20 protein-coding genes are annotated in these 19,984 nt (G+C 41.6%); 10 read left to right on the top strand and 10 right to left on the bottom strand.

Translation table 11 applies throughout. The features are described 5' to 3' along the window. Positions 1-40 precede the first annotated feature (40 nt). Both hcaF and hcaE read right to left on the bottom strand, forming a co-directional pair. A complete protein-coding gene (gene hcaF, locus H4I94_RS09035) occupies positions 41-559 on the bottom strand; it encodes a 3-phenylpropionate/cinnamic acid dioxygenase subunit beta (protein WP_261182857.1) in 519 nt (172 codons plus the stop codon). Then, positions 556-1,923 (bottom strand): 3-phenylpropionate/cinnamic acid dioxygenase subunit alpha, encoded by a 1,368-nt coding sequence (hcaE, locus tag H4I94_RS09030; protein WP_131273617.1) that lies wholly within the window; start codon positions 1,921-1,923, stop codon positions 556-558. Before hcaE ends, hcaF begins: the two co-directional genes overlap by 4 nt. 1,592 nt (positions 1,924-3,515) lie before the next feature. On the opposite strand from hcaE, the gene H4I94_RS09025 reads away from it, so the two are divergent. Further along, positions 3,516-3,998, top strand: a complete 483-nt coding sequence (locus H4I94_RS09025; protein WP_261182888.1) for a VOC family protein — start codon at positions 3,516-3,518, stop codon at positions 3,996-3,998. A 27-nt stretch (positions 3,999-4,025) separates the two neighbouring features. Here the strand turns inward: H4I94_RS09025 and H4I94_RS09020 are convergent, their stop codons facing one another. Genes H4I94_RS09020 through fahA form a run of 6 tightly spaced genes read right to left on the bottom strand, consistent with a single transcriptional unit; the run spans position 4,026 to position 8,129 of the window. Then, on the bottom strand, positions 4,026-4,238 hold the full coding sequence (locus H4I94_RS09020) for a hypothetical protein (RefSeq protein ID WP_261182856.1): 213 nt from the start codon (positions 4,236-4,238) through the stop codon (positions 4,026-4,028). Beyond that, the gene (locus H4I94_RS09015; RefSeq protein ID WP_261182854.1) at positions 4,222-4,872 is read right to left on the bottom strand and encodes a 3-oxoacid CoA-transferase subunit B; all 651 of its coding nucleotides are present in this window, start codon (positions 4,870-4,872) and stop codon (positions 4,222-4,224) included. The genes H4I94_RS09020 and H4I94_RS09015 overlap by 17 nt, the downstream gene beginning before the upstream one ends. Positions 4,873-4,875: 3 nt before the next feature. Further along, a complete protein-coding gene (locus H4I94_RS09010) occupies positions 4,876-5,577 on the bottom strand; it encodes a CoA transferase subunit A (RefSeq protein WP_131273616.1) in 702 nt (233 codons plus the stop codon). Between the two features lie 17 nt (positions 5,578-5,594). After that, positions 5,595-6,170, bottom strand: coding sequence for a VOC family protein (locus H4I94_RS09005; protein WP_131273615.1), 576 nt, complete (start codon positions 6,168-6,170; stop codon positions 5,595-5,597). Positions 6,171-6,192: 22 nt separating this feature from the next. Further along, positions 6,193-6,831, bottom strand: coding sequence for a maleylacetoacetate isomerase (maiA, locus tag H4I94_RS09000; RefSeq protein ID WP_261182852.1), 639 nt, complete (start codon positions 6,829-6,831; stop codon positions 6,193-6,195). Positions 6,832-6,848: 17 nt separating this feature from the next. Continuing rightward, on the bottom strand, positions 6,849-8,129 hold the full coding sequence (fahA, locus tag H4I94_RS08995; protein ID WP_261182851.1) for a fumarylacetoacetase: 1,281 nt from the start codon (positions 8,127-8,129) through the stop codon (positions 6,849-6,851). A gap of 346 nt (positions 8,130-8,475) precedes the next feature. On the opposite strand from fahA, the gene H4I94_RS08990 reads away from it, so the two are divergent. From H4I94_RS08990 to H4I94_RS08980, 3 genes are all read left to right on the top strand, one after another. Beyond that, on the top strand, positions 8,476-9,261 hold the full coding sequence (locus H4I94_RS08990; protein ID WP_092818801.1) for an IclR family transcriptional regulator: 786 nt from the start codon (positions 8,476-8,478) through the stop codon (positions 9,259-9,261). Positions 9,262-9,429: 168 nt separating this feature from the next. Then, positions 9,430-9,774 (top strand): FAD-dependent monooxygenase, encoded by a 345-nt coding sequence (locus tag H4I94_RS08985; RefSeq protein ID WP_261182850.1) that lies wholly within the window; start codon positions 9,430-9,432, stop codon positions 9,772-9,774. A 28-nt stretch (positions 9,775-9,802) separates the two neighbouring features. Further along, the gene (locus H4I94_RS08980; RefSeq protein ID WP_261182849.1) at positions 9,803-10,108 is read left to right on the top strand and encodes a hypothetical protein; all 306 of its coding nucleotides are present in this window, start codon (positions 9,803-9,805) and stop codon (positions 10,106-10,108) included. 254 nt (positions 10,109-10,362) lie between these two features. Here H4I94_RS08980 and H4I94_RS08975 read toward each other — a convergent pair whose 3' ends face one another. Continuing rightward, complete coding sequence (locus tag H4I94_RS08975) at positions 10,363-10,650, bottom strand: hypothetical protein (RefSeq protein ID WP_092818800.1); 288 nt, start codon at positions 10,648-10,650, stop codon at positions 10,363-10,365. A 305-nt stretch (positions 10,651-10,955) separates the two neighbouring features. Here H4I94_RS08975 and apbC point away from each other — a divergent pair, with 305 nt between their 5' ends. Then, entirely contained in the window at positions 10,956-12,233 is a 1,278-nt protein-coding gene (apbC, locus tag H4I94_RS08970) for an iron-sulfur cluster carrier protein ApbC (RefSeq protein WP_261182848.1), read from the top strand. Between the two features lie 172 nt (positions 12,234-12,405). Here apbC and H4I94_RS08965 read toward each other — a convergent pair whose 3' ends face one another. Next, complete coding sequence (locus H4I94_RS08965) at positions 12,406-12,948, bottom strand: DUF2062 domain-containing protein (RefSeq protein WP_261182847.1); 543 nt, start codon at positions 12,946-12,948, stop codon at positions 12,406-12,408. A gap of 276 nt (positions 12,949-13,224) precedes the next feature. On the opposite strand from H4I94_RS08965, the gene H4I94_RS08960 reads away from it, so the two are divergent. From H4I94_RS08960 to H4I94_RS08940, 5 genes are all read left to right on the top strand, one after another. Beyond that, complete coding sequence (locus H4I94_RS08960) at positions 13,225-13,818, top strand: LysE family translocator (protein ID WP_261182846.1); 594 nt, start codon at positions 13,225-13,227, stop codon at positions 13,816-13,818. A 157-nt stretch (positions 13,819-13,975) separates the two neighbouring features. After that, entirely contained in the window at positions 13,976-14,545 is a 570-nt protein-coding gene (gene dcd / locus H4I94_RS08955) for a dCTP deaminase (protein WP_092818796.1), read from the top strand. A gap of 245 nt (positions 14,546-14,790) precedes the next feature. Next, positions 14,791-16,884, top strand: coding sequence for a hypothetical protein (locus H4I94_RS08950; protein ID WP_261182845.1), 2,094 nt, complete (start codon positions 14,791-14,793; stop codon positions 16,882-16,884). Between the two features lie 11 nt (positions 16,885-16,895). Beyond that, entirely contained in the window at positions 16,896-17,615 is a 720-nt protein-coding gene (locus H4I94_RS08945) for a hypothetical protein (RefSeq protein WP_409976759.1), read from the top strand. Between the two features lie 28 nt (positions 17,616-17,643). Continuing rightward, positions 17,644-19,968 (top strand): DUF6160 family protein, encoded by a 2,325-nt coding sequence (locus H4I94_RS08940; RefSeq protein WP_261182844.1) that lies wholly within the window; start codon positions 17,644-17,646, stop codon positions 19,966-19,968. Positions 19,969-19,984 lie beyond the last annotated feature (16 nt).

The following is a 19,984-nucleotide window of genomic DNA, read 5'->3' as shown; positions in this document are numbered from 1 at the left end:
CCTGAAAAAAAGGCAGCCGATACAGGCTGCCGATCCGTTCTTAGAAGAACACGCTTAGGTTATGTGAGGTGTAGGTCACCTGATCGAGGGTGATCTTACGGTTAAAGATTTGGAAACCTAAACCGCCTTCCACTTTGCGAATCTTGTCATGACGCTTACCACAGTAAATCACCACGTCTTTTTCCTTCTGTGAGCGGTAGAGCAGGTAAGTCACATACACATCGTATTCGCCTTCAACCTCAGTCGGCTCCACAATCACGTTACTGACCATATGCGTGGTACGTGATGGAGGCTCTTCAGCCCAAGCCATACCTGTTTCAAGGCGTGCCACACGACGTTCCAACAGAAATTTATTGTCGTTAAATACCCAAGTCGTTGGTGGCTCCACTGAACGACGACGGTCACGTGTTTGAGCGTTTGGCGTAGTCCGCAGGGTATAGGAAATATCTTCAGCGAGTATGTCTAACCATTCGCGGAATTTCCAGTCATCCAGCAATTTTGCTTCACGATACAGGAACTGGCTAATTTGGTAATGAAGTTCTAGGCTCACTTGGCTCATTTCACAAGCTCCTTTTCATATGCTTCAGTTGCTTTTTCAACGTCTTCCCATTCTTTATGAACCAGAAGATCTGCCCAACGGCGATAGAAACCACGTGCGGCTGTTTCAGAGAAAATATAGCTGGTGATCCCGGGCACACCGTCTTCACGGACTTTTTCAGTGCCTTTGCCCATTTCGACAATCAGTTTGCTGTTACGGGCTTTATAACCACGCAGTACTTTCTGGATTTCAACCCAGTTTTCCGAGTCATCTTGCTCCAGGAAACCCGCAGGGCCAAAGGCACGTGTTGCAGAACGTTCGAATGCATCTTTTACGTCTTGTGGTGCATCAGCATCACAGATACAGAATGCCCAAACCTCAGTTTTGTTTGGTCCACGTGGATGCCAGACACGAAGCGTCGCGGTACCATTGAGCCAAGACAGCGTTGGGAACATGGTGTTGTGACCGGCAAGACGTAAGGCACGGATTTCACCTAAACGTTCTTTCACTTCTTCATAGGTTTCACGGAAATAGTTGGCGACTTCACCATCGACCCACACGTTTGCATCGGGTTTTTCAGTAAAGAAGAAGCCTGAACCGTGACCTTTAGAACCGAATTGCAAGGCATCTTTGGCAGTTTCCCACACAGGGCGAGGCGTCTGTTCCTTACCTAAGGTTTTGGTCGATTCATCATCCGGTTTTGCACCAAGTACTTGTACTGCAGATGCGTGTGAGAACAGGGCATGGTATTGGTCAGAGGCGAACTGTTCCGCTGCAAATTTCCAGTTACATTCAATTTCCCATTTATGTACGCCACCCACGATACAGGTACCGCCCTCACGACGATCCAGCACACCATCTAAGTACCATGCCATGTCGCCCATGTAGTCGATCAGGTCAGGTGTGGTTTCATCCCAGCAACCGAAAACCAAGCCTTTATAAGTTTCAACACGGTTGACTTCGAGTAAACCCCATTTTTCTTTGCAGGCGCCTTGCGGATAAGCACGGTCTTCTAATGGAATGTCTTTTAATGAGCCATCGACGCCATAGGACCAGCCGTGATATGGACAGGTAAAGGCACGGGTATTACCGCAGTCTGCAAAGCTGACACGCATCGCACGGTGACGGCATTGATTTAAAAATGCTTTGATTGAACCGTCTTTTTGGCGTGCCACGATAATCGGGTCTTCGCCCATATAGGTATTGAAAAAGTCGCCTGCTTTTGGAATTTGGCTTTCATGGCAAAGGAATAACCAGGTACGGCCGAAGACACGTTCAAGTTCCAGTTCATAAAGGCCAGGATCGGTATAGATCGCTGGGGTAATACGTCCATTTTGTGCATCGACCAAAGCGTCGATTTCGCACACATCAATTTTTCCATTCATGAAAACTTCTCCTGTGACCCGTCTAGGTACAAAGTCATAGATTCAAACTTTGCAACGATGATGGAAGCAAAGGGGATTTTGATGAAATATATTTTTTATTTTAATTGAGATATTAAATGGATTATTGTTGGTGGTTTAATTCCTATTAAATTGGTCATGATTTTGATTTATTTTTTATTTTAATCGGGGTATTTTTTTATATTAATTCCGACTAAATTACTGGTATTTAAAATGTTTTATTTTATTTTAATGAATATTGCTTAAATGAAATTATTTTTTTAATTATATTGTTTATTTACAAATACTTAATCTAAATAAACTTGTTCTTTTCGATCTGTTTTTTTAATTGTTCTTTTGGGGTAATTCCTACTAAATCACTAGTGTTTTTAAGGTTTGATTTTATTTTAATTTTTTTGTTTTATAATCATAGTTAAAGTGTTAATTCCTACCAAAATACTTGTATTTAATCTGGGTTTATTTATTTTTTTAGGAGTGATGTTTTTTATTACTCAACGGGCCAGTTATATAAAATTATGGCGACTGCATGATTTTATAATCGTTGCTGAAGAATTGAACTTCTCTCAGTCCATAAAGCAAAGATTGGGATAAGGCGTTGATGTGAAAAGCCGCACTGCATCAAGCTTAAAGTGACGTTTGCTCTGGAAAGTGTATTTTCCTTAAATGGGCACTTGAAATGGTCACTTGGCGCTGCACAACGAGATTCTAGACTTACTCAAGCTAAGGACCTCGAATTTAAGAGGGGACAAAAAACCAATAATGTCCTGTTTAGCATCAACTCGATCGGGATGGACTTAGCATGTCGCATTTTGCTGGGCTATATCGCGCCATTGACCATGAATAACCGTGATTCAACTACGGCAACCACTGGATGTAGAGTTCTTGCTCTGTATGTTATTGATCGTAAAGAAAGTAAGACTATAACGGTGAAAAAATACTTGAAATACTGTCATGTATTGATCTGAGCATGCATCGCGATCTGCCATCCTGACCCTTTAGGCAAGTCCGAATGCAGTTATGGAGAAGTTCAGCAGTACATTTTTATTTCTTTTAATAAATCGTTTATTTTTAAATCAGACTCAATCGCTGAGATGGAGCAATTTTAGCTATTTTTCTAAGCATGGCAGCATCAAAAAAAACTATCAAAAAGCCTACGTTAATCAATTCCTGTGTAAATATGCTCTATCTTTTACTACTTAAGTCTAATGCGGTGTTCATGAATGAAAATAGGGATTTAGATGTCCAAAATATTATGCAGATTAGGTTGAACTCTAAATCGGTATTTAATAAAAGTCGCAATCATTAAATTATCCCAGAATTCTTCCAAGTCAAGACTCAAATTTCTTTGGTAAAAAATGAATTAAATCATTTTCAATTTCAGCTTTACAAACAATTTTAGTTTTTCAAAGGATTTATGAAAGAAGTCTAATAAAAATACAATTATGAAATAGGTCTATTTCATTTTTTGGTCAAATATAGAAACGGTGTTGAACAAAATATTTAAACCAATATGGGGAACGCGTGCTAGTCATTCCGAATCACATAAGCCGCATTCTTTATAAAGAGGTGAAATGATGAATATAGCAAAGAATACCATATGCCTGTGGTACAACAATGACGCTGAAGGCGCTGCAAGATTTTATGCCGAGACCTTTCCAGATTCATCGGTCGGTGCGGTACACCGTGCACCTGGAAATTATCCGTCAGGGAAGGAAGGAGATATTTTAACTGTGGAGTTTACTGTACTTGGCGTTGCCTGCCTCGGGCTGAATGGTGGCCCCGTGTTTCAGCACAACGAAGCGTTCTCATTTCAGGTGGCGACCGAGAATCAGGAGGAAACGGATCGCTACTGGAATGCAATTGTCGGCAATGGCGGTCAGGAGAGCGAATGCGGCTGGTGTAAAGACAAATGGGGCATCTCCTGGCAGATTACGCCGATTGCCCTAACCAAGGCATACACTAGCCCCGACCGTGCAGCCGCCAAACGTGCATTTGATGCCATGATGACGATGAGAAAAATTGACATTGCTGTAATAGAAGCGGCATTTCGTGGTTGAGATGTGCGTGGAAGCCTGATCACGCTTTCAAGTGGTAACCGCTGCGTTGGATGAATCAACATAAAGCATGCTGAAAAGAGCCATATTTAAAAACCCAATTAAATATGAGAAAACTTTTATGAGAAAACTTTTACCAGTTGCCTGATTGGAAGCTGCAAAATTAAAGTATTCTGAATTTTCAGCACAGAGCAAAGCAGCCGAAGCTGCTTTTTTCATGAAAAATTTACGCTGCCACCACATTTGAGGAGATAACCAGATCGACCCCTGATGCTGCCTGAATCTGTTCAAGCGTGACATCTTGAGCAAGTTCAACCAGTTTTACGCCTTCAGAAGTGATGTCCATTACGCCAAGTTCAGTGATGACACGATTCACGACGCCTTGACCTGTCAGGGGCAGGGCACAATTTTTAACGATTTTCGGGCTACCGTCTTTTGCGCTGTGTTCCATCAGTACCACCACTTTTTGCACGCCGGCAACCAGATCCATCGCACCGCCCATCCCTTTGACTTTTTTGCCTGGAATCATCCAGTTGGCCAAATCGCCGCGTTCCGAAACTTCCATTGCTCCTAAAATGGCAATGTTCACGTGTCCGCCGCGAATCATGGCAAAAGATTCTGAACTTGAGAAAAACGCCGCACCCTGTCGTGCGGTCACGGTCTGCTTGCCGGCATTGATCAGATCGGGGTCAACGGTTTCTGCAGTCGGGAACTCGTCAATACCCAACAAGCCATTTTCAGACTGTAGCCAGACGTTGATATTTTCAGGAATATAATTGGCAACCAGTGTCGGCAGCCCAATGCCTAAGTTCACATAGAAGCCATCTTCAAGCTCAAGCGCAGCGCGCTGTGCCATTTCATTGCGTGTCCAAGCCATGATTTAAGCCTCCGCCTTTAACGTCATTTGTTCAATGCGCTTTTCAGGTGTTGCATTGACGATGATACGGTTTACATAAATACCCGGAAGATGGGTCTCATCAGGATCGATCTCACCAATCTCCACAATCTGTTCCACTTCAACCACAGTGAATTTTCCAGCCACAGCACATTCAGGGTTAAAGTTGCGTGCCGTTTTCCGGAACACTAAATTACCGGCTTTATCGGCTTTATAGGCTTTGACCAAGGCCACATCGGCAGTTAAGGTATCTTCAAGAATATATTCCTGACCCTCAAATATGCGGCTTTCCTTGCCCTCGGCAATTAAAGTGCCGACACCTGTACGGGTGTAAAATGCAGGAATGCCAGCACCGCCTGAACGTAATTTTTCGGCTAGTGTGCCTTGAGGGGTGAGTTCTACTTCCAGCTCGCCGCTTAAGTATTGACGTTCAAATTCCTTGTTTTCACCCACGTAAGATGAAATCATTTTTTTAATTTGTTTGGTTTGCAGCAATTTGCCTAAACCAAAGTCATCAACGCCGGCATTATTGGAAATACAGGTCAGATTCTTAACCCCAGTGTCTTTTAGGGCATCAATTAATGCTTCAGGAATACCACATAAGCCAAAACCACCCACTGCAACGGTTTGACCGTCTGCAACAATGCCATCCAGGGCTTCTGCTGCACTTGCAACCCATTTATTCATCCGATTTATCCTTTTAATCAATGATCCACTTTGGCTTGTGCAGAATTGTTTTCCAATTCATCTGCATGCAGGAAATGCGTATGGTGCGGGGCACGTTTGGTCTGCGACCATTCAGCCAGCATTTCTTCTTTCATTTCTTCGCTAATCATAGCAATTTTTTCAGGCGCTTTTTCGTCGTCATAAGCGAGTTCCAGGCGGTGACCGTTTGGATCGAAGAAGTAAATGGAATGGAAAATTCCGTGATTGGTAATGCCCAAAACATCCACGCCATTGGCTTCCAGATGTGCTTTGGCTTCAATGAGTGCGGCACGGTCTTTGACTTTTAAAGCAATATGCTGAACCCATTTTGGCGTGTTTTCATCGCGACCCATTTCAGGCTGAGTAGGCAGCTCAAAAAATGCCAGAACGTTACCGTTGCCTGCATCTAAAAATAAATGCATATAGGGATCAAAGGCTTTGGTCGATGGCACATGATCTTCGGCAAATGCCAAAATAAAGTTCATGTTCAGATTTTTTTTGTACCAGTCCACCGTTTCTTTGGCATCTTTGCAACGGTATGCAACGTGGTGAATTTTTTCAATTTGTATTGCCATTTTGAATGTCCTTTTCTTGAAATTAAGCCGCTTCTTGCTGTGCTTCTGGGGCAGCCTGTTGAAATGCTGCAAGAGTGTTGCAATGCTGATAAATAGATGCAATTTGGGGATAAGCTGTGATATCCACATTAAAACGTAAGGCGTTATAGACTTGTGGAATCAGGCAGCAGTCGGCAAATGTGGGTTGATCGCCAAAGCAGAAACGGCCATTGGAGCTGTGCAGCAAGGCTTCCAGGGTTTTAAAACCAGTGTCCACCCAGTGGCGATACCAGGTATTTTTTTGCTCATCCGTTACCTCCAGTGTGCCTGACAGATATTGCAGTACACGCAGGTTGTTCAGGGGATGAATGTCACAGGCAATCGCGAGACTGAACGCACGCACCAAGGCACGTTGCTGAATATCTTGAGGAAGCAGTGCTGTCTCGGGATACCGTTCTTCCAGATATTCCAAAATGCTTAGCGATTGACTGAGCTGAAATTCATTATTGACCAGGCTTGGAACCAGTTCAGATGGATTGACCGCTTTATAGGCATCGCTATGTTGTTCACCGCCGTTGTTGAGCAAATGCACAGGAATATAATCGGCATTTAAGCCTTTTAAATTCAGCGCAATGCGGACACGATAGGCCGCCGAGCTACGAAAATAGGTATACAGTTGCATCGCTTTGATCCCCGGAATTACTGAAAATCAAACTGAAGTGCAGGTAAAACTTTGCCACTGACTTCGCCAAAGCCAATGCGTAAACCGTCTTTTTCACAGTGACCTTTCATAATCACGGTGTCGCCATCCTGAATAAAGGTACGCTGTTCGCCATTGCTCAGCGTTAAGGGTTTGGTCGCATTCCAGGTGATTTCCAGTAAAGATCCATAAGAATCGGGGGTCGGCCCGGAAATGGTCCCTGAACCCATTAAATCGCCGACCTGTACATTACAGCCAGCAATGGTGTGATGCGCCAATTGCTGTGCCATTGACCAGTACATGTATTTAAAATTGGTTTCACAAATGACATCAGCCTGTGCTGCCTGCTCAGCTTGAATTTCCACAGACAGCTGAATGTCGTAGCTGTTTGCTGAATGGTCTTCACGTAAGTAAGCCAATGGCTGAGGTTCTTGAACAGGTGAACTTGTTTTAAAGGGTTCCAGCGCTTCTAAGGTGACAATCCATGGCGAAATGGAAGAGGCAAAGGTTTTGGAGTTGAACGGACCGAGTGGCACGTATTCCCACTGTTGCAAGTCACGTGCTGACCAGTCATTGAACAGTACCATACCGAAGATATGATCCCATGCATTTTCAACGGAAATGGGCTGACCCAATTGATTTTGTTTGCCAATGATAAAACCGGTTTCAAGTTCAAAATCGAGCTTGCGGCACGCTGAAAATTGCGGGCGTTCTTCATTTGGCAACTTGATCTGACCAGAAGGGCGCACAATGTCTGTACCGCTGACAATTACAGAGCTGGCACGGCCGTTATAACCCACAGGAAGTTCGGACCAGTTGGCCAGCAGGGCATTTTTAGGATCACGGAACATGCAGCCCACGTTTGTTGCATGTTCTTTAGAAGAATAAAAATCGGTATAGCCTGGAACATGTACCGGTAAATGCAAGGTCACATTGGCCTGCTTAAAGAACACCTGTTCACGAAGTGCGCTGTTGTCACGTAATTCAGCATTGTCTGCAGACAACAGCTTTTGTAATTCTGCGCGTACTTTAGACCAGCTGGATTTTCCTGAATCAATAAATTTGTTCAGGGTGGGCTGATTGAAATACTGTTCACCCGGCTGAAGGGCTAAATAGCCGTTCGCTTCCAATGCTGCAAGATCTACCACCCATTCACCCAAGGCTACGCCAATACGACGTGTGCCTTCAGCTGTCTCGCTAAATACGCCGTAAGGTAAGTTCTGGATAGGGAAATCTGAATCTTGAGCAACCTCAATAAACGATTTTAATTGGCGAGTCATGTCCATGTTCCTTATGTAAAACCACCGGGGTCAATGCAACCCTGATATCAATTTTTGTTTCAAATTGGCTTGAAACCAGTCCGTAAATTAAATATAAAAATATTAAAAACAATAACTTATATATTTTTATAAAAAATCATGAATCTGATGTCCAAGACCTATTGATTTTTGGGATTAATCTCATCATACTGATTTTCATAAATTACGCAATACATAAATTAATTACGTATTACGTAAATTTAATAAATTGAATTGAGATTTCTCGATGCTCTCCTGCGGTTTGATTTTTGGTAATCAGATGGCTTCGAGTAGAATAGGCGCCATTCAAAATGAGAGTTGTCGACTAATGTCTGAAGAAAAAACACAAGGTGGTGTGCAATCCTTGGAAGTGGGCCTGGGTGTGCTGGATGCCTTAATTGCACATCGCAATCCCATGATGCTGAAGGAACTGGCTGAAGCATTGGCGATGCATCCGGCAAAAGTGCACCGCTATGTGGTGAGTTTGGTGCGGATGAATTATGCCAAGCAGCTTGAAGACGGACGTTATGCATTGGGTGACCAGGCATGGCGGCTGGGCTTGCAATGCATCCAGCGTACCGATGTGATTCAGGCAGCGCAGCCTTATATTCAGGCTTTGCATCGTGAAATTCACTGTGGTTTGCAAATCAGTCGCTGGACTTCGCAAGGACCATTGATTGTGCAGTTTATTGAACCTGATCAGCCGGTATCGGTCATCACGCGGGTCGGTTCAATCATGCCATTGCTCAATTCGGCAACGGGTCGCGCATTTGCGAGCTTTATGCCAGAAAATGTGGTTCGGCCTTTACTTGAACGTGAATGGCAGGACAAACAAAAACAGGGTGTACAGGTTTATCCGGCAAACTGGAACGAATTTTTAAATATGAAACAGGACATTGTGTCACAGGGCGCAGCGACTGTTTCAGGCGATATGTTGGTGGGGGTGAACTCGTTTTGTGTCCCGGTTTTTAATATTCACGGTGACATTGAGTTCTGTATTGCAGCACTGGGCAACGAGGCATATTTACCGATGGACTTTGAACATGAAAAAGTCCGTATTTTAAAAGCCACCGCTCAGGCACTTACAGATTTTGTGACCAAAGGACAAGCATAGCAAAGGACTATGAGGGTTCATCGGGCTGCAAAGGATCTGCCAGCATCATTAACAAAATGAAAAGATGATAAGAAAACATTCAATTTCAGTGTGTAACTGAATTGCATGTGCAGGGGTTTAATTAAACGATTGATATCGTTTTAGCATAATCAGGACAAGGAGTTCGAAATGCATTTTCCAGCAACGCAGCCACGAAAATCTCTTTATTACCAATATCAGGTATTTCCGCATTTTCACAGCCAAGAAGCTGTGGTCACCGATGCAGACACGGTCACGATTGTCGGTGCCGGTCCCATTGGCATGACCACGGCACTGCTTTTGGCGAAACAGGGTGTGAAAGTCATTTTGTTATCGTCAGAACTGCAGCTGTCTGAAGGTAGTCGTGCCCTGGTCTATACCAAACGATCGATGGAAATTTTGTATGCTGCGGGTGCTGCTGAAAAAATCATGTCGAAAGCCTTGCCGTGGACCCATGGCAATTCCATTTATAAGGGGCAGGTGGCATTCACCTGATAATCCGACGACCCCCGGTCCAGACCCGATGTGCATGGACAAGGCTGCGCTGGAATGGGCAGAAGCCTGGATGGGACACAAACCGCCAAATGTAGGTAAAATCGGCTTTATATACATGTTAGAGGGAGGAACCGATGCCAGTAATACCGATCCGTATGCCCAAAAAACCACCAAAGGTAACCACTGGATCAAGACGGGTCCTCACGTCATAATTGTGGGTGCCGAACCCGGTTTTTATGACATGTATCCCAAAAATGCCCAGCCGGATACTGCTGTACCTTATGTCATGTGGCCAGGAACACCTTACCAGCACTTGATGATCCCGATTAAATAAAGGGTAGATCAGGGTCAGAGTGCCTCGTCGCAGTCATGGTTTTTTCAACGCAAGTACATTGCTGGAGATAAACAATTCATCCTGTATTGCAGCGGTTTGCTGTACATGCCGCTGCAATTTGAATAGCTAAAAAAAACAGCCATCCACACCTTGTGTAAATTAAAAAATAATCAGCTTAGACCTGCTCTGTTTTAAAGGGAGTTTGGCACTAAGCATTATCCACTTTAGCTATCTTTTTTATGTATGCTTTTGAATCATTCTTTGGTCATTTGATCTTTTTTAATGTCCTGATCAGTATTCAACCATTCAATTTTTTTCACCTGATCGTTCACAATGGTAATGGTATAAAGCATATTTTCAACTTCATAGGTATAGTCCATAGCCAGATAATCTTTTTTATTTTCTTTGAACTCGCGGCTAACCATAGAGCTTGGAGATAAATGCAGACGAGTTTGCATGTCAGTAAAAGAATCGCCCAAGCTGAGAGTTTGACCTTCAGGCGTGCGTATTGAAGCTGTTTCAGCTGCATGACCAAATGTCATTATTGACAAAAACATAAATGGAATTAGGTACTTAAATAACATGTTATCCCCAAATTAAAATTATAATAATTTAACAATATAAAGAACAAAATAGCAGCATGTCTGTAGCAGAATTATTAACAGAAATAAGCAGACTGGCAGACAAATCAATCGGATTTAAGACTGTTTTATTGAATCGTCCAAGCAGGAGATTCATTTGAATTTATCTTCCCATACTTCCAGCGATATAGAACTATGCTTAACCTTCGCCGCATTTAAAGCTAAACTATGCTATTCAGCTGTATGCCCATACTTGGAGTAAACTTATGTCGTGGCTTTCTTCGCTTAAATCTGTGTTTTCACCTGCGCAAGAGGTGAAGGAGGAAGAAATCCAGAATGTGCTACAAGGCTATATCTTGCCCAATTCCAAGCATGCCCTGAAAGACCGGATTACTCAGGTCAATGTAGAAGGTCAGGTATTACAACTCACTCTGCATACTTATCCCGAAGAAGCTGATCATCTGCAAAAAATTCATGATGATTTGGCCGATGCACTGGAAAAATGCGGCATCCGGGAACTGAATATGCATGTTATTCAGCAAAAGCATAAACGCGGTGAAAGCTGTTCTAACCCTGATCATGGCAAACAGGGGCATAACTGTGCAAGTAATGCACAGGCTTCAACGGCAGCTTCAGCGCAAAAACTTCCCCCTGTGGTAGATGCTGCTGGACAAACGGCTCCAGCTGAAAGCAAAGCTGCGGAAGATCCGAATAATCCACCGATCCAGAAACCCGCACCGCAGCAAAGAGATGTGCCCAAGCATCCACGCATTCAAAATGTGATCCTGGTTTCATCGGGCAAAGGTGGTGTGGGTAAATCGACCACCACCGTCAATCTTGCATTGGCTTTACAAAAACTGGGCTTAAAAGTCGGTGTTCTGGATGCAGATATCTACGGGCCAAGTATTCCGACCATGCTGGGCAATGCCGGACGTACCCCCATGATTGAAGCAGAGAATTTTGTTCCGCTGGATGCATATGGCATGGCCGTGCTTTCCATTGGCCATTTAACCGGAGACCACAACACGCCGGTTGCCTGGCGTGGTCCCAAAGCCACCGGTGCTTTAATGCAGCTCTTTAACCAGACTTTATGGCCAGATCTGGATGTATTGATGATTGATATGCCACCAGGAACAGGCGATATTCAATTAACCTTGGCGCAGCGCATTCCGGTGACAGGTGCGGTCATTGTTACCACACCACAAAATGTTGCCTTGCTGGATGCCACCAAAGGCATTGAACTGTTTAATAAAGTTCAGATTCCTGTAATTGGTGTAGTGGAAAACATGTCGACGCATATCTGCTCTAATTGTGGATATGAGGAACAGATTTTTGGTACAGGGGGCGGTGACAAACTGGCTGAACAATACCATATTCCTTTACTCGGGCGTTTACCGTTAAATGTGCAAATTCGCGAAAATGCCGATGCCGGTAAACCTTCTGTGCTGGTAGGAGATGATGCTGCGGAAAGCTATATGGCCATTGCCCAGAAAATTGCCGATCAATTGCCAAAGACAGAAAAGCCACAAAACCGGATTTTCTAATTTTCCTTGTTTAATCAAGCCAATGTCTTTGAAAAGCCTAAGCTTGTTTGGGCTTTTTATATTTTAGATTCAGCTCTTGTTTTTAATAGAGAAAATTCCATAAATCAGCTTGGTTTCATTTTAGTCGTTAAAGAGCATGTGAATAAGCTAAATAGGGTTAAAGATACAATGATTATTGAAAATCTCGGCGCCGTTTATGGTGCTGAATAATATTCCATCGCCACAATAATCGCGTAATTACGAAGAATACAATTGCAAAGATGAAAGCCTCTAGTATCAAGCCGGATAATAAAATTTTCGCCAGGCTCAAGTCGATGTGTCCATGCCCAAAGTGAGTGATAGCATGGCTGATTTGATGCAACACACCCAGCATCATATCCTGATCAATCATATTGACCTGGAAAATTTTGCTGCCTAACCAGAACCCCAAATACAGGATCGGAACCAGGGTAAAAGGATTGGTCAGCCAGGCAAGACATAAGCTCACAGGCAAATTGACTTCAAATAGCAATACGGTCAATACAATCAAAATACTGTGAAAAGGTAAGGGCATCATGCCCCAAAACGTGCCAATAAAAACGGCTTTTGAAATGGACTTTCTGTTCACATACCAAAGTAAAGGATTTAAGGTGCGTTCACCAAAAATCTTCATTACTTTCATCCCTGCAACTTTTTGCGGAGAGGGAAGCCATGACTGAAAGAACTGTTTTGCCATAGAAAGAGGCCGCTTAAGTGATGAGGTATTGTGCCTGAATCGATCCCTGAGGGACAGATCAAGCTGGGTAAATGTAAATGATTAACCTTAAAAAAAGATTTATTGAAATTTTTTTTAACAAATGACTCAAGAGTTAAATGATATTAATGATTTTAATTTATTGAATTTTAAATGATTTTAAAAACAGATTTTAGGTTTTTAAAAGATGTAAAATTTCTGATTTGCTAAGTACAATAAAGTGATTTACTCTTCGCGCACTCTATAGAGAGATCGCATATGATTTCATGGTTATTCATTGGTTTAGTCATTACCATTCTATTGACGCCTGGCCCAACAAATACCTTGCTAGCCTCTTCTGGCATTCAGGTCGGTGTACGTAAATCATTGCGATTAATTCCTGCGGAGTCATGTGGCTACTTAATTGCAATTACTGTTTGGGGCTTAATCATTGGTACCGTTTCTGCAAAATTTCCAATATTACCTATCATCCTAAAACTTGTGAGTGCCGGCTATATTGTTTTTCTGGCAATTAAACTTTGGAAAACCGCAGATATTGAAGCAAGTTTTAATCTGCCGACGATTCGTCCTCAGGAATTGTTCTGTGCAACTTTACTGAACCCTAAAGCCTTGCTCTTTGCTTCCGCTGTTTTTCCAGGTACAGCATGGCTCAGCATAAATCATTATATGGCACATATTGTGATGTTCCTGCTTTTAATTGTCCCGATTGCCTTGTTCTGGATTTTTATCGGTTCCATCCTTGCTTCCAATAAAGTACGCTGGCTCAATCAGTCCAATTTACAAAAAACTGCTTCATTGGTTTTATTAAGCTTTTCCATTCCACTCAGTTATTCAGCTCTTTTAAGTCTTTAAACTTTTGAATCTTTAAACTTTTAAGTCTTGAAATCACGCTGATGAAAATGTTCATTTTGTAAAAAATGACATCATCGCCCGATCATTATTTTCATTGTAGCCAATTTCAGTTAAAGTACAGCGCAATAATCGAATTAACTATTTTTGGATTGAAATAATGGCAATTAAGTCTGATCGTTGGATTCGCGAAATGAGCGAAAAACACGGCATGATTGAACCGTATGCAGAAAACCAGGTACGTTATGATGAAGCAGGTGAAAAACTCATCTCTTACGGTGTTTCAAGCTATGGTTATGATGTTCGTTGTGCACGTGAATTTAAAGTATTTACCAATGTACATTCAGCAATTGTCGATCCAAAAAACTTTGATGAAAAAAGTTTTATTGATATTGAATCAGATGTCTGCATTATTCCACCCAATTCATTTGCCTTGGCCCGTACCGTTGAATATTTCCGTATTCCGCGTAATGTCTTGACAGTATGTCTTGGTAAATCGACTTATGCACGCTGCGGTATTATTGTAAATGTCACGCCGCTTGAACCGGAATGGGAAGGTCATGTGACACTGGAGTTCTCTAACACCACCAACTTGCCGGCACGTATTTATGCAGGTGAGGGTGTGGCGCAAATGTTGTTCTTTGAATCGGATGAAGTATGCGAAACCTCCTATAAAGACCGTGGCGGTAAATACCAGGGACAAACCGGTGTAACGTTGCCGAAAGCATAAAGATTATAAACAATTGAATAAACGGACCATTTGGGTCCGTTTATTTTTTATGTGATTCATTCATCGGAAACTGGGTTCATTCGACCAGTTTTTTTTGCAATTGCAATAATATTCAGCATAATAAAAAGTTGTACAGACTTGGTAATAACATTGTCGTCATGACAAATAAGTAAAAATTAGGCATACCAAGCATAGGATGAATTAAAAATAATGATGCGGAGCATCTGATAAAAAGGAAGGTCGTGATGACTCAAAGTTGGAATAATGCAAGATTTAAAAAATCTTGTTTGGTGAGTATGCTCGCAGCTTTACTTAGCCCATCAGTTTATGCGCTTGAATCTTTGTCAGATGATCATCTTTCTGAAACCACAGGTGAAGGGGTTGCACTGGCTCTTGAAAATTTCAAGATTGTCTTTCAGGGCCCAAACGAAATTTCACAAGCTTCAAGTTATGGCAAAGGAATTACCGATCCAGGACAGTATGATACGGGCTTTATCCGCATTATTCCGACCGGTGAAAATTATGAACTGCTGGGTCAGCGTGCTTACACAAAAATCTATAATCAAACCTATACCGATGCTTACTTAAGCGGGAAGGCTGCGAATTATAACGGTGTTTACGAAACTACCTATCAATCTGCTTATAATACTTATAGAACAAATAATTATACTGCCGTTAACACAACTGTAAAGAATGATTATACTGCTGAATATCGGGGTAACGTAGTACAGAGTTATGTCGATTCTCCTTTAATGAAACAATATTATCAACAACGTTATGATGATTATTATGATGGTACCATCGTTACAGGATTGGTTAATGATGGAACCACAACACATACTTTGACTGCATGGCAGACGAATAAGTCTAAGGAATACGCCGCACAAAATACCTTGGAAATGATTGAATTGCTTTATGGTAATCGTTCAACTGAAATTATACCGTCAACCACCTATTCACAAAGTGTAACCAGACAAAATATAATCGACCCCACTGTTGCGAATCAGCTGGAAGCCAAAACACAACAAGTGCTTAATCAACAAGCCGCTGAATATGCGAAGAATCAAGCTACTACAGCAAGTAATACTGCACTTGCTGCGGTTGAAACTGAAGCCATTCGATTGGCAAAATTGGCAGCAGCTCAAGCTACAGTAGGAAGTTTAAGAACCAAAGCAGACGTTTTTATTTATGGCCTGGCCCTGTCTAAAAGTGACGGGTCCTTGAGCACCCGATACAGTAATCAAGGTTTTAATTGGGGAACTGCAGCAAATCCATGGCTGATTCGTGCAGGTAATGTGGATACGATTCAGTTTGCAAAAGGCAATAAGGCCAATGTGGGTTATATTGCATTGGAGGCACCTTTAAAGCTAAAAGGTACAGATACCAGTGATACTTTTAAATTGGGTTTCTGGAGCGATATTTTTTCACGCCAATTAAATTCAAGTAATACTGTAGATCCCTTAACTGGAGCACCTACTTCTGGTCTGGATAAAGATTATCGTTTGAGAACCCAGTTTATTGCCAATGGCTTGAATTTAAATGGGTCACAAGTTCGATTATTCCAAACATTACCAGCGACGAGCAATGCCAATTACAATCAAACTTTAGGCATGGCTGCAATTTTACGTCTAAATACTAATGATGATCCATCTACGCTAAAAGCAACGGATTCTAATTTAGATGCTCGTGGAATTAGACTCAGTACTGCTGCCAAAAAAGGTCCGGACAGTAATCCTGATTTATATGATGGCACAGCAGTCACTCCAGCTATTGACCGCTCATTAGCTCCTATATTTAATGATGTGGAAGGGATGTATTTATATAGTCCCAATATCAACTTGGTATTAGGAAATATGTATCAGCCTTTTATTTTAGGGTCTGAAGGCAATAATATTATTTTAGAAATTACCCGTATTCCAAATGTGCCAGAAATATATTCACAAATTTATACCTATTATAGTGACACAGACTCAACCACTGTGTTGAAAGATAAAAATAATCAGAATATTGCGATGGTCGATAAAGATGGAGTGACCTACACAACACTTTCTAGTTATTTAAAAGGTTCAACCTGTAATGTTTATAGTTGCGGTACTGAAATTGCTACGACTGCAAATAATATTACTACGACTTATCAAGGTCGAAATGCAACCCATAGTAGTATTACGATTGGTACGGTAGAACGGTCAGCTACGGGCAATTTGTTAAATGCGAACAAAACTGCCGATGCAACCGGGGTGGTCTTTAAAAATATTAATGGCCAGGCGACAAATTTAGGCACGGTTGCAATTGATGGTGTACTCATTCAGCACCTAAAAATAAAAACAACAGGTTTATAGGAGAATAGGCTATGTATCCACGTGTTAAGACTTCTATCCTGAACCTGGTTTGTTCAATTTCTATGCTGGCGTTTATCCCTGTTACCAATGCACAGTTAGTGGGTATGGATAATCATGAGATGACTGATGTATCAGGACAAGGCGGTGCAGATTTAAGTTGGACGTTATCGTTAAATCATCGTTATGCTAAAGATTTATCTCTAAAAAATATTTCAGTTTTTGATGCAACAGGTAAGGCCACAGAGGCATTTTATTCTTATAGTTGTACGGACAATGTATTTTGTCGTTTAGCGATTGCACCGAATAATCATAAAGATGCTATGGGTAATAAAAAATGGTTGGTTTTTAAAGGCATTCAAGGCACTTTACAAATTGATCAGTTTTCATTAGATGGTTCGACCATTATAAACCGTGACGGTAATCCTCAAACTGCATTACAAATTTCTTTTTTTGATGATAAGCCCCTTAAAATTCGAAATTTAGGTTTTAATACTTTGGCGGTCGAAACAGGCACTTCAAGTGCTGAGGGTTATGCCAACAATATGATTTATACTACCTATACAGAAAAAAAGTCTGATGGAACTACAGTTCCTGGCTTAGATGTCCCCATGTTTGATAAAAATACAGAAAAAGGGTTTATGGGCTTAAATATGCATGGCAATTTGCACCTGTCAGGCAATTTAAAAATATTCAGTTTTAACTGTACAGGTGCTGGAACTGCGCGCTGTTAATTGAATAAAGCCAAATAGGGATATAAGAATGAAAAAAATAACAAAGTTAAAAATACTTACGGCGAGTATTTTGATTGCACAGCAAAGCTATGCATTTGAGCAACTTTCTGATGACTCTCTTGGTTCGGTAACAGGGCAAGATGGTATCACCATTACGCATGAGATCTCCAAGGCAAGCATTAATGCTGTCAACTGGGTGGATTCTTCTTCAAAAAGCAATCCTAGCGATTCATTGCAACGCCCTGATACCATGAAGCTTGGTCTGAAAGATGTAACCCTGTTAGGTGTCAATAATCAATCGATTGTTTCTAAACTTGACTTTGATGTCGGTACAACAGCTCGGGGGGCGGGAATTCGTATAGAAGCGAACTTTTCTCCATTTGAATTAGCTGTCAAGGATGTCATGTTATTGTGCACTGATGCAACTAAATGTCAGACTCCTCAACAAAGTTTAGGTTCTCTTGATATCAAAACCAGTTCACCGCTTCGCGTACTTCTTCAAACGCAAGCAGGATTATTCAATCGGGATGAGACCGCACACCTTAATTTTCAATTACAAAATGCCAGTATCAGTCATGGATTAAACGAGCAAAAGCTCACTCTGAAAGACTTTAACTTCAATTTTTCTGGTGATGGCTATATGTATCTGAGTTCTTATCAAGAAAGAACATCAAACAGCTACATGGATGAAGGAATTGTCCTGACCACGAAGAGTCGTGATGGTGCCACGGATCATGTTGTGATGTTGGGGAGAGTGGATGACAGCGATCCAGTTGCCAGTGCAAATTCACAGCCTGGTCGTGATACCGTACATTCATCAAGAACCACGGCAACCAATCCAGGGATAAATATTGACCTGCGTTATGGCAGTGATCCGACTCAGCAGCGAAATTTAATTCGTATGGGAGCCTCGGGTGCAGTCACCAACGCCACAATTTTCTTAAATGCCAATCAAAGTGGGATCACCGATTTTGGCCGTACCTCAACAGCCACAATAACAGGTTATGATGCGGTAGGGTTGGGTGGACTGCATTTTGGTGTTTCTGCCGATTTCACCCGTGAAGGGAATACGCTTTTAGGTACTAATCAGACCCCAACAACCCTTGAAATTGGTCATACAGGTAATGGAAGTTATGCGATTGAATTTTCCAATTTATCACCTTTAACTGTTCGTAATTCGAGTACTAAAACAGATGTAAATACCAAAAATGCCTATATTGATTTTGGTGACATTTATATTAATGCGATACAGGCAAAAAGTTTAGATTTTTTAATTAACGATAAAATTAAAAAAACTTTAGGGGTGAGCGGTTTAGTTCAGACACAGCAATTATCCTCTCTTGAAAAAGGGAATGACTTTGCACTGATTGCTATACGCGGTATGGATTTTCAATCGATTGCACGTAAAGCACGGTTTATTGCAGATAACTCTTTGGCTGAAATTACCAATGATACCAGTAGCTGGGGAATTGGTATCCCTATTTATAATTTGAATGCGAATGTCGCACTTGCAGGCACAGAATATACATCGAAAGTGGATGCTGGGACCAAAAAAGGAATAGCCTACAATGTGATGGCAAGTACCGATGGGTATGGAATTGACAAAAAAACAGGTGCAGCGAGTACAACATCGTTAATTTTAATCGATGGTAAGAAAGGTCTGCACGATGAGGAAGTAAATTACTATGCGGGTTTACGTAATATTGATGCATTTGTCAAAGCCAAAGGCGTGATTGGTTATGAAGAGCAAGGAATCTATATTAGTGCCGATGATTTACTGGTTGCTGCCAGCGCAGAAATTGCGATTGGTCAATTACCTGGCTCACTCTATAACTGTACCACTGGCTCTGCTAAATGTGGCAGTGTCGTGCCTGTTGATAATTTCGCCCGTAAAGATGATGTGCTGACCTCCATCGCCTTTAAACTCGATGGTAAAGGGGATTTGTTCATTATTCCCGGTATGAATGATAATGCAGAAAATAATTTCTTATCTTTCCGTGCCAATTTTGAATTTAATGCATTATCAGACACAGATAAATTGAACCCAAATATTTTGGGGAGCTACTTTAGTTTGATTAACGAAGACGTCGATGCGAATAATACGGTTATAAAAACTTCAAGTATTAATTTTAATAAATTGCAAGGTGCTCTAGCACTTGAATCACGAGTCAAGATGCAAAAAGATACCGTCATATTTGATAATAAAGTGGATATTAATCCAGCTAAAACTTTAAATCAGGTATTCAGGACCGAATTATCGATGTCAACCATGCCGAATCAAATGCAAAAGATGGCAGATATTGCAATTACAGGTGGAAGTATAAGAAGTAATTTAGGGATTACTCCACGTTAATCTGCTTGAGAATAAA

The organism is Acinetobacter sp. T_3_1 (assembly GCF_025377055.1).
Classification (GTDB): domain Bacteria; phylum Pseudomonadota; class Gammaproteobacteria; order Pseudomonadales; family Moraxellaceae; genus Acinetobacter; species Acinetobacter kookii.
The sequence above is the reverse complement of the archived record's forward strand: the minus strand, read 5'-3'. Positions and strand labels throughout refer to the sequence as shown.

Excerpts from the sequence above, each read along its gene's own strand:
- H4I94_RS09010 (WP_131273616.1), bottom strand. The coding sequence starts at position 5,577 with ATGAATAAATGGGTTGCAAGTGCAGCAGAAGCCCTGGATGGCATTGTT.
- H4I94_RS09005 (WP_131273615.1), bottom strand. The coding sequence starts at position 6,170 with ATGGCAATACAAATTGAAAAAATTCACCACGTTGCATACCGTTGCAAA.
- H4I94_RS08940 (WP_261182844.1), top strand. The coding sequence starts at position 17,644 with ATGAAAAAAATAACAAAGTTAAAAATACTTACGGCGAGTATTTTGATT.
- H4I94_RS08965 (WP_261182847.1), bottom strand. The coding sequence starts at position 12,948 with ATGGCAAAACAGTTCTTTCAGTCATGGCTTCCCTCTCCGCAAAAAGTT.
- hcaF (WP_261182857.1), bottom strand. The coding sequence starts at position 559 with ATGAGCCAAGTGAGCCTAGAACTTCATTACCAAATTAGCCAGTTCCTG.
- H4I94_RS08945 (WP_409976759.1), top strand. The coding sequence starts at position 16,896 with ATGTATCCACGTGTTAAGACTTCTATCCTGAACCTGGTTTGTTCAATT.
- hcaE (WP_131273617.1), bottom strand. The coding sequence starts at position 1,923 with ATGAATGGAAAAATTGATGTGTGCGAAATCGACGCTTTGGTCGATGCA.
- H4I94_RS09025 (WP_261182888.1), top strand. The coding sequence starts at position 3,516 with ATGAATATAGCAAAGAATACCATATGCCTGTGGTACAACAATGACGCT.
- H4I94_RS08990 (WP_092818801.1), top strand. The coding sequence starts at position 8,476 with ATGTCTGAAGAAAAAACACAAGGTGGTGTGCAATCCTTGGAAGTGGGC.
- H4I94_RS08985 (WP_261182850.1), top strand. The coding sequence starts at position 9,430 with ATGCATTTTCCAGCAACGCAGCCACGAAAATCTCTTTATTACCAATAT.
- H4I94_RS08975 (WP_092818800.1), bottom strand. The coding sequence starts at position 10,650 with ATGACATTTGGTCATGCAGCTGAAACAGCTTCAATACGCACGCCTGAA.
- dcd (WP_092818796.1), top strand. The coding sequence starts at position 13,976 with ATGGCAATTAAGTCTGATCGTTGGATTCGCGAAATGAGCGAAAAACAC.
- H4I94_RS08960 (WP_261182846.1), top strand. The coding sequence starts at position 13,225 with ATGATTTCATGGTTATTCATTGGTTTAGTCATTACCATTCTATTGACG.
- H4I94_RS09020 (WP_261182856.1), bottom strand. The coding sequence starts at position 4,238 with ATGTGGTGGCAGCGTAAATTTTTCATGAAAAAAGCAGCTTCGGCTGCT.
- apbC (WP_261182848.1), top strand. The coding sequence starts at position 10,956 with ATGTCGTGGCTTTCTTCGCTTAAATCTGTGTTTTCACCTGCGCAAGAG.
- fahA (WP_261182851.1), bottom strand. The coding sequence starts at position 8,129 with ATGACTCGCCAATTAAAATCGTTTATTGAGGTTGCTCAAGATTCAGAT.
- maiA (WP_261182852.1), bottom strand. The coding sequence starts at position 6,831 with ATGCAACTGTATACCTATTTTCGTAGCTCGGCGGCCTATCGTGTCCGC.
- H4I94_RS08980 (WP_261182849.1), top strand. The coding sequence starts at position 9,803 with ATGTGCATGGACAAGGCTGCGCTGGAATGGGCAGAAGCCTGGATGGGA.
- H4I94_RS09015 (WP_261182854.1), bottom strand. The coding sequence starts at position 4,872 with ATGGCTTGGACACGCAATGAAATGGCACAGCGCGCTGCGCTTGAGCTT.
- H4I94_RS08950 (WP_261182845.1), top strand. The coding sequence starts at position 14,791 with ATGACTCAAAGTTGGAATAATGCAAGATTTAAAAAATCTTGTTTGGTG.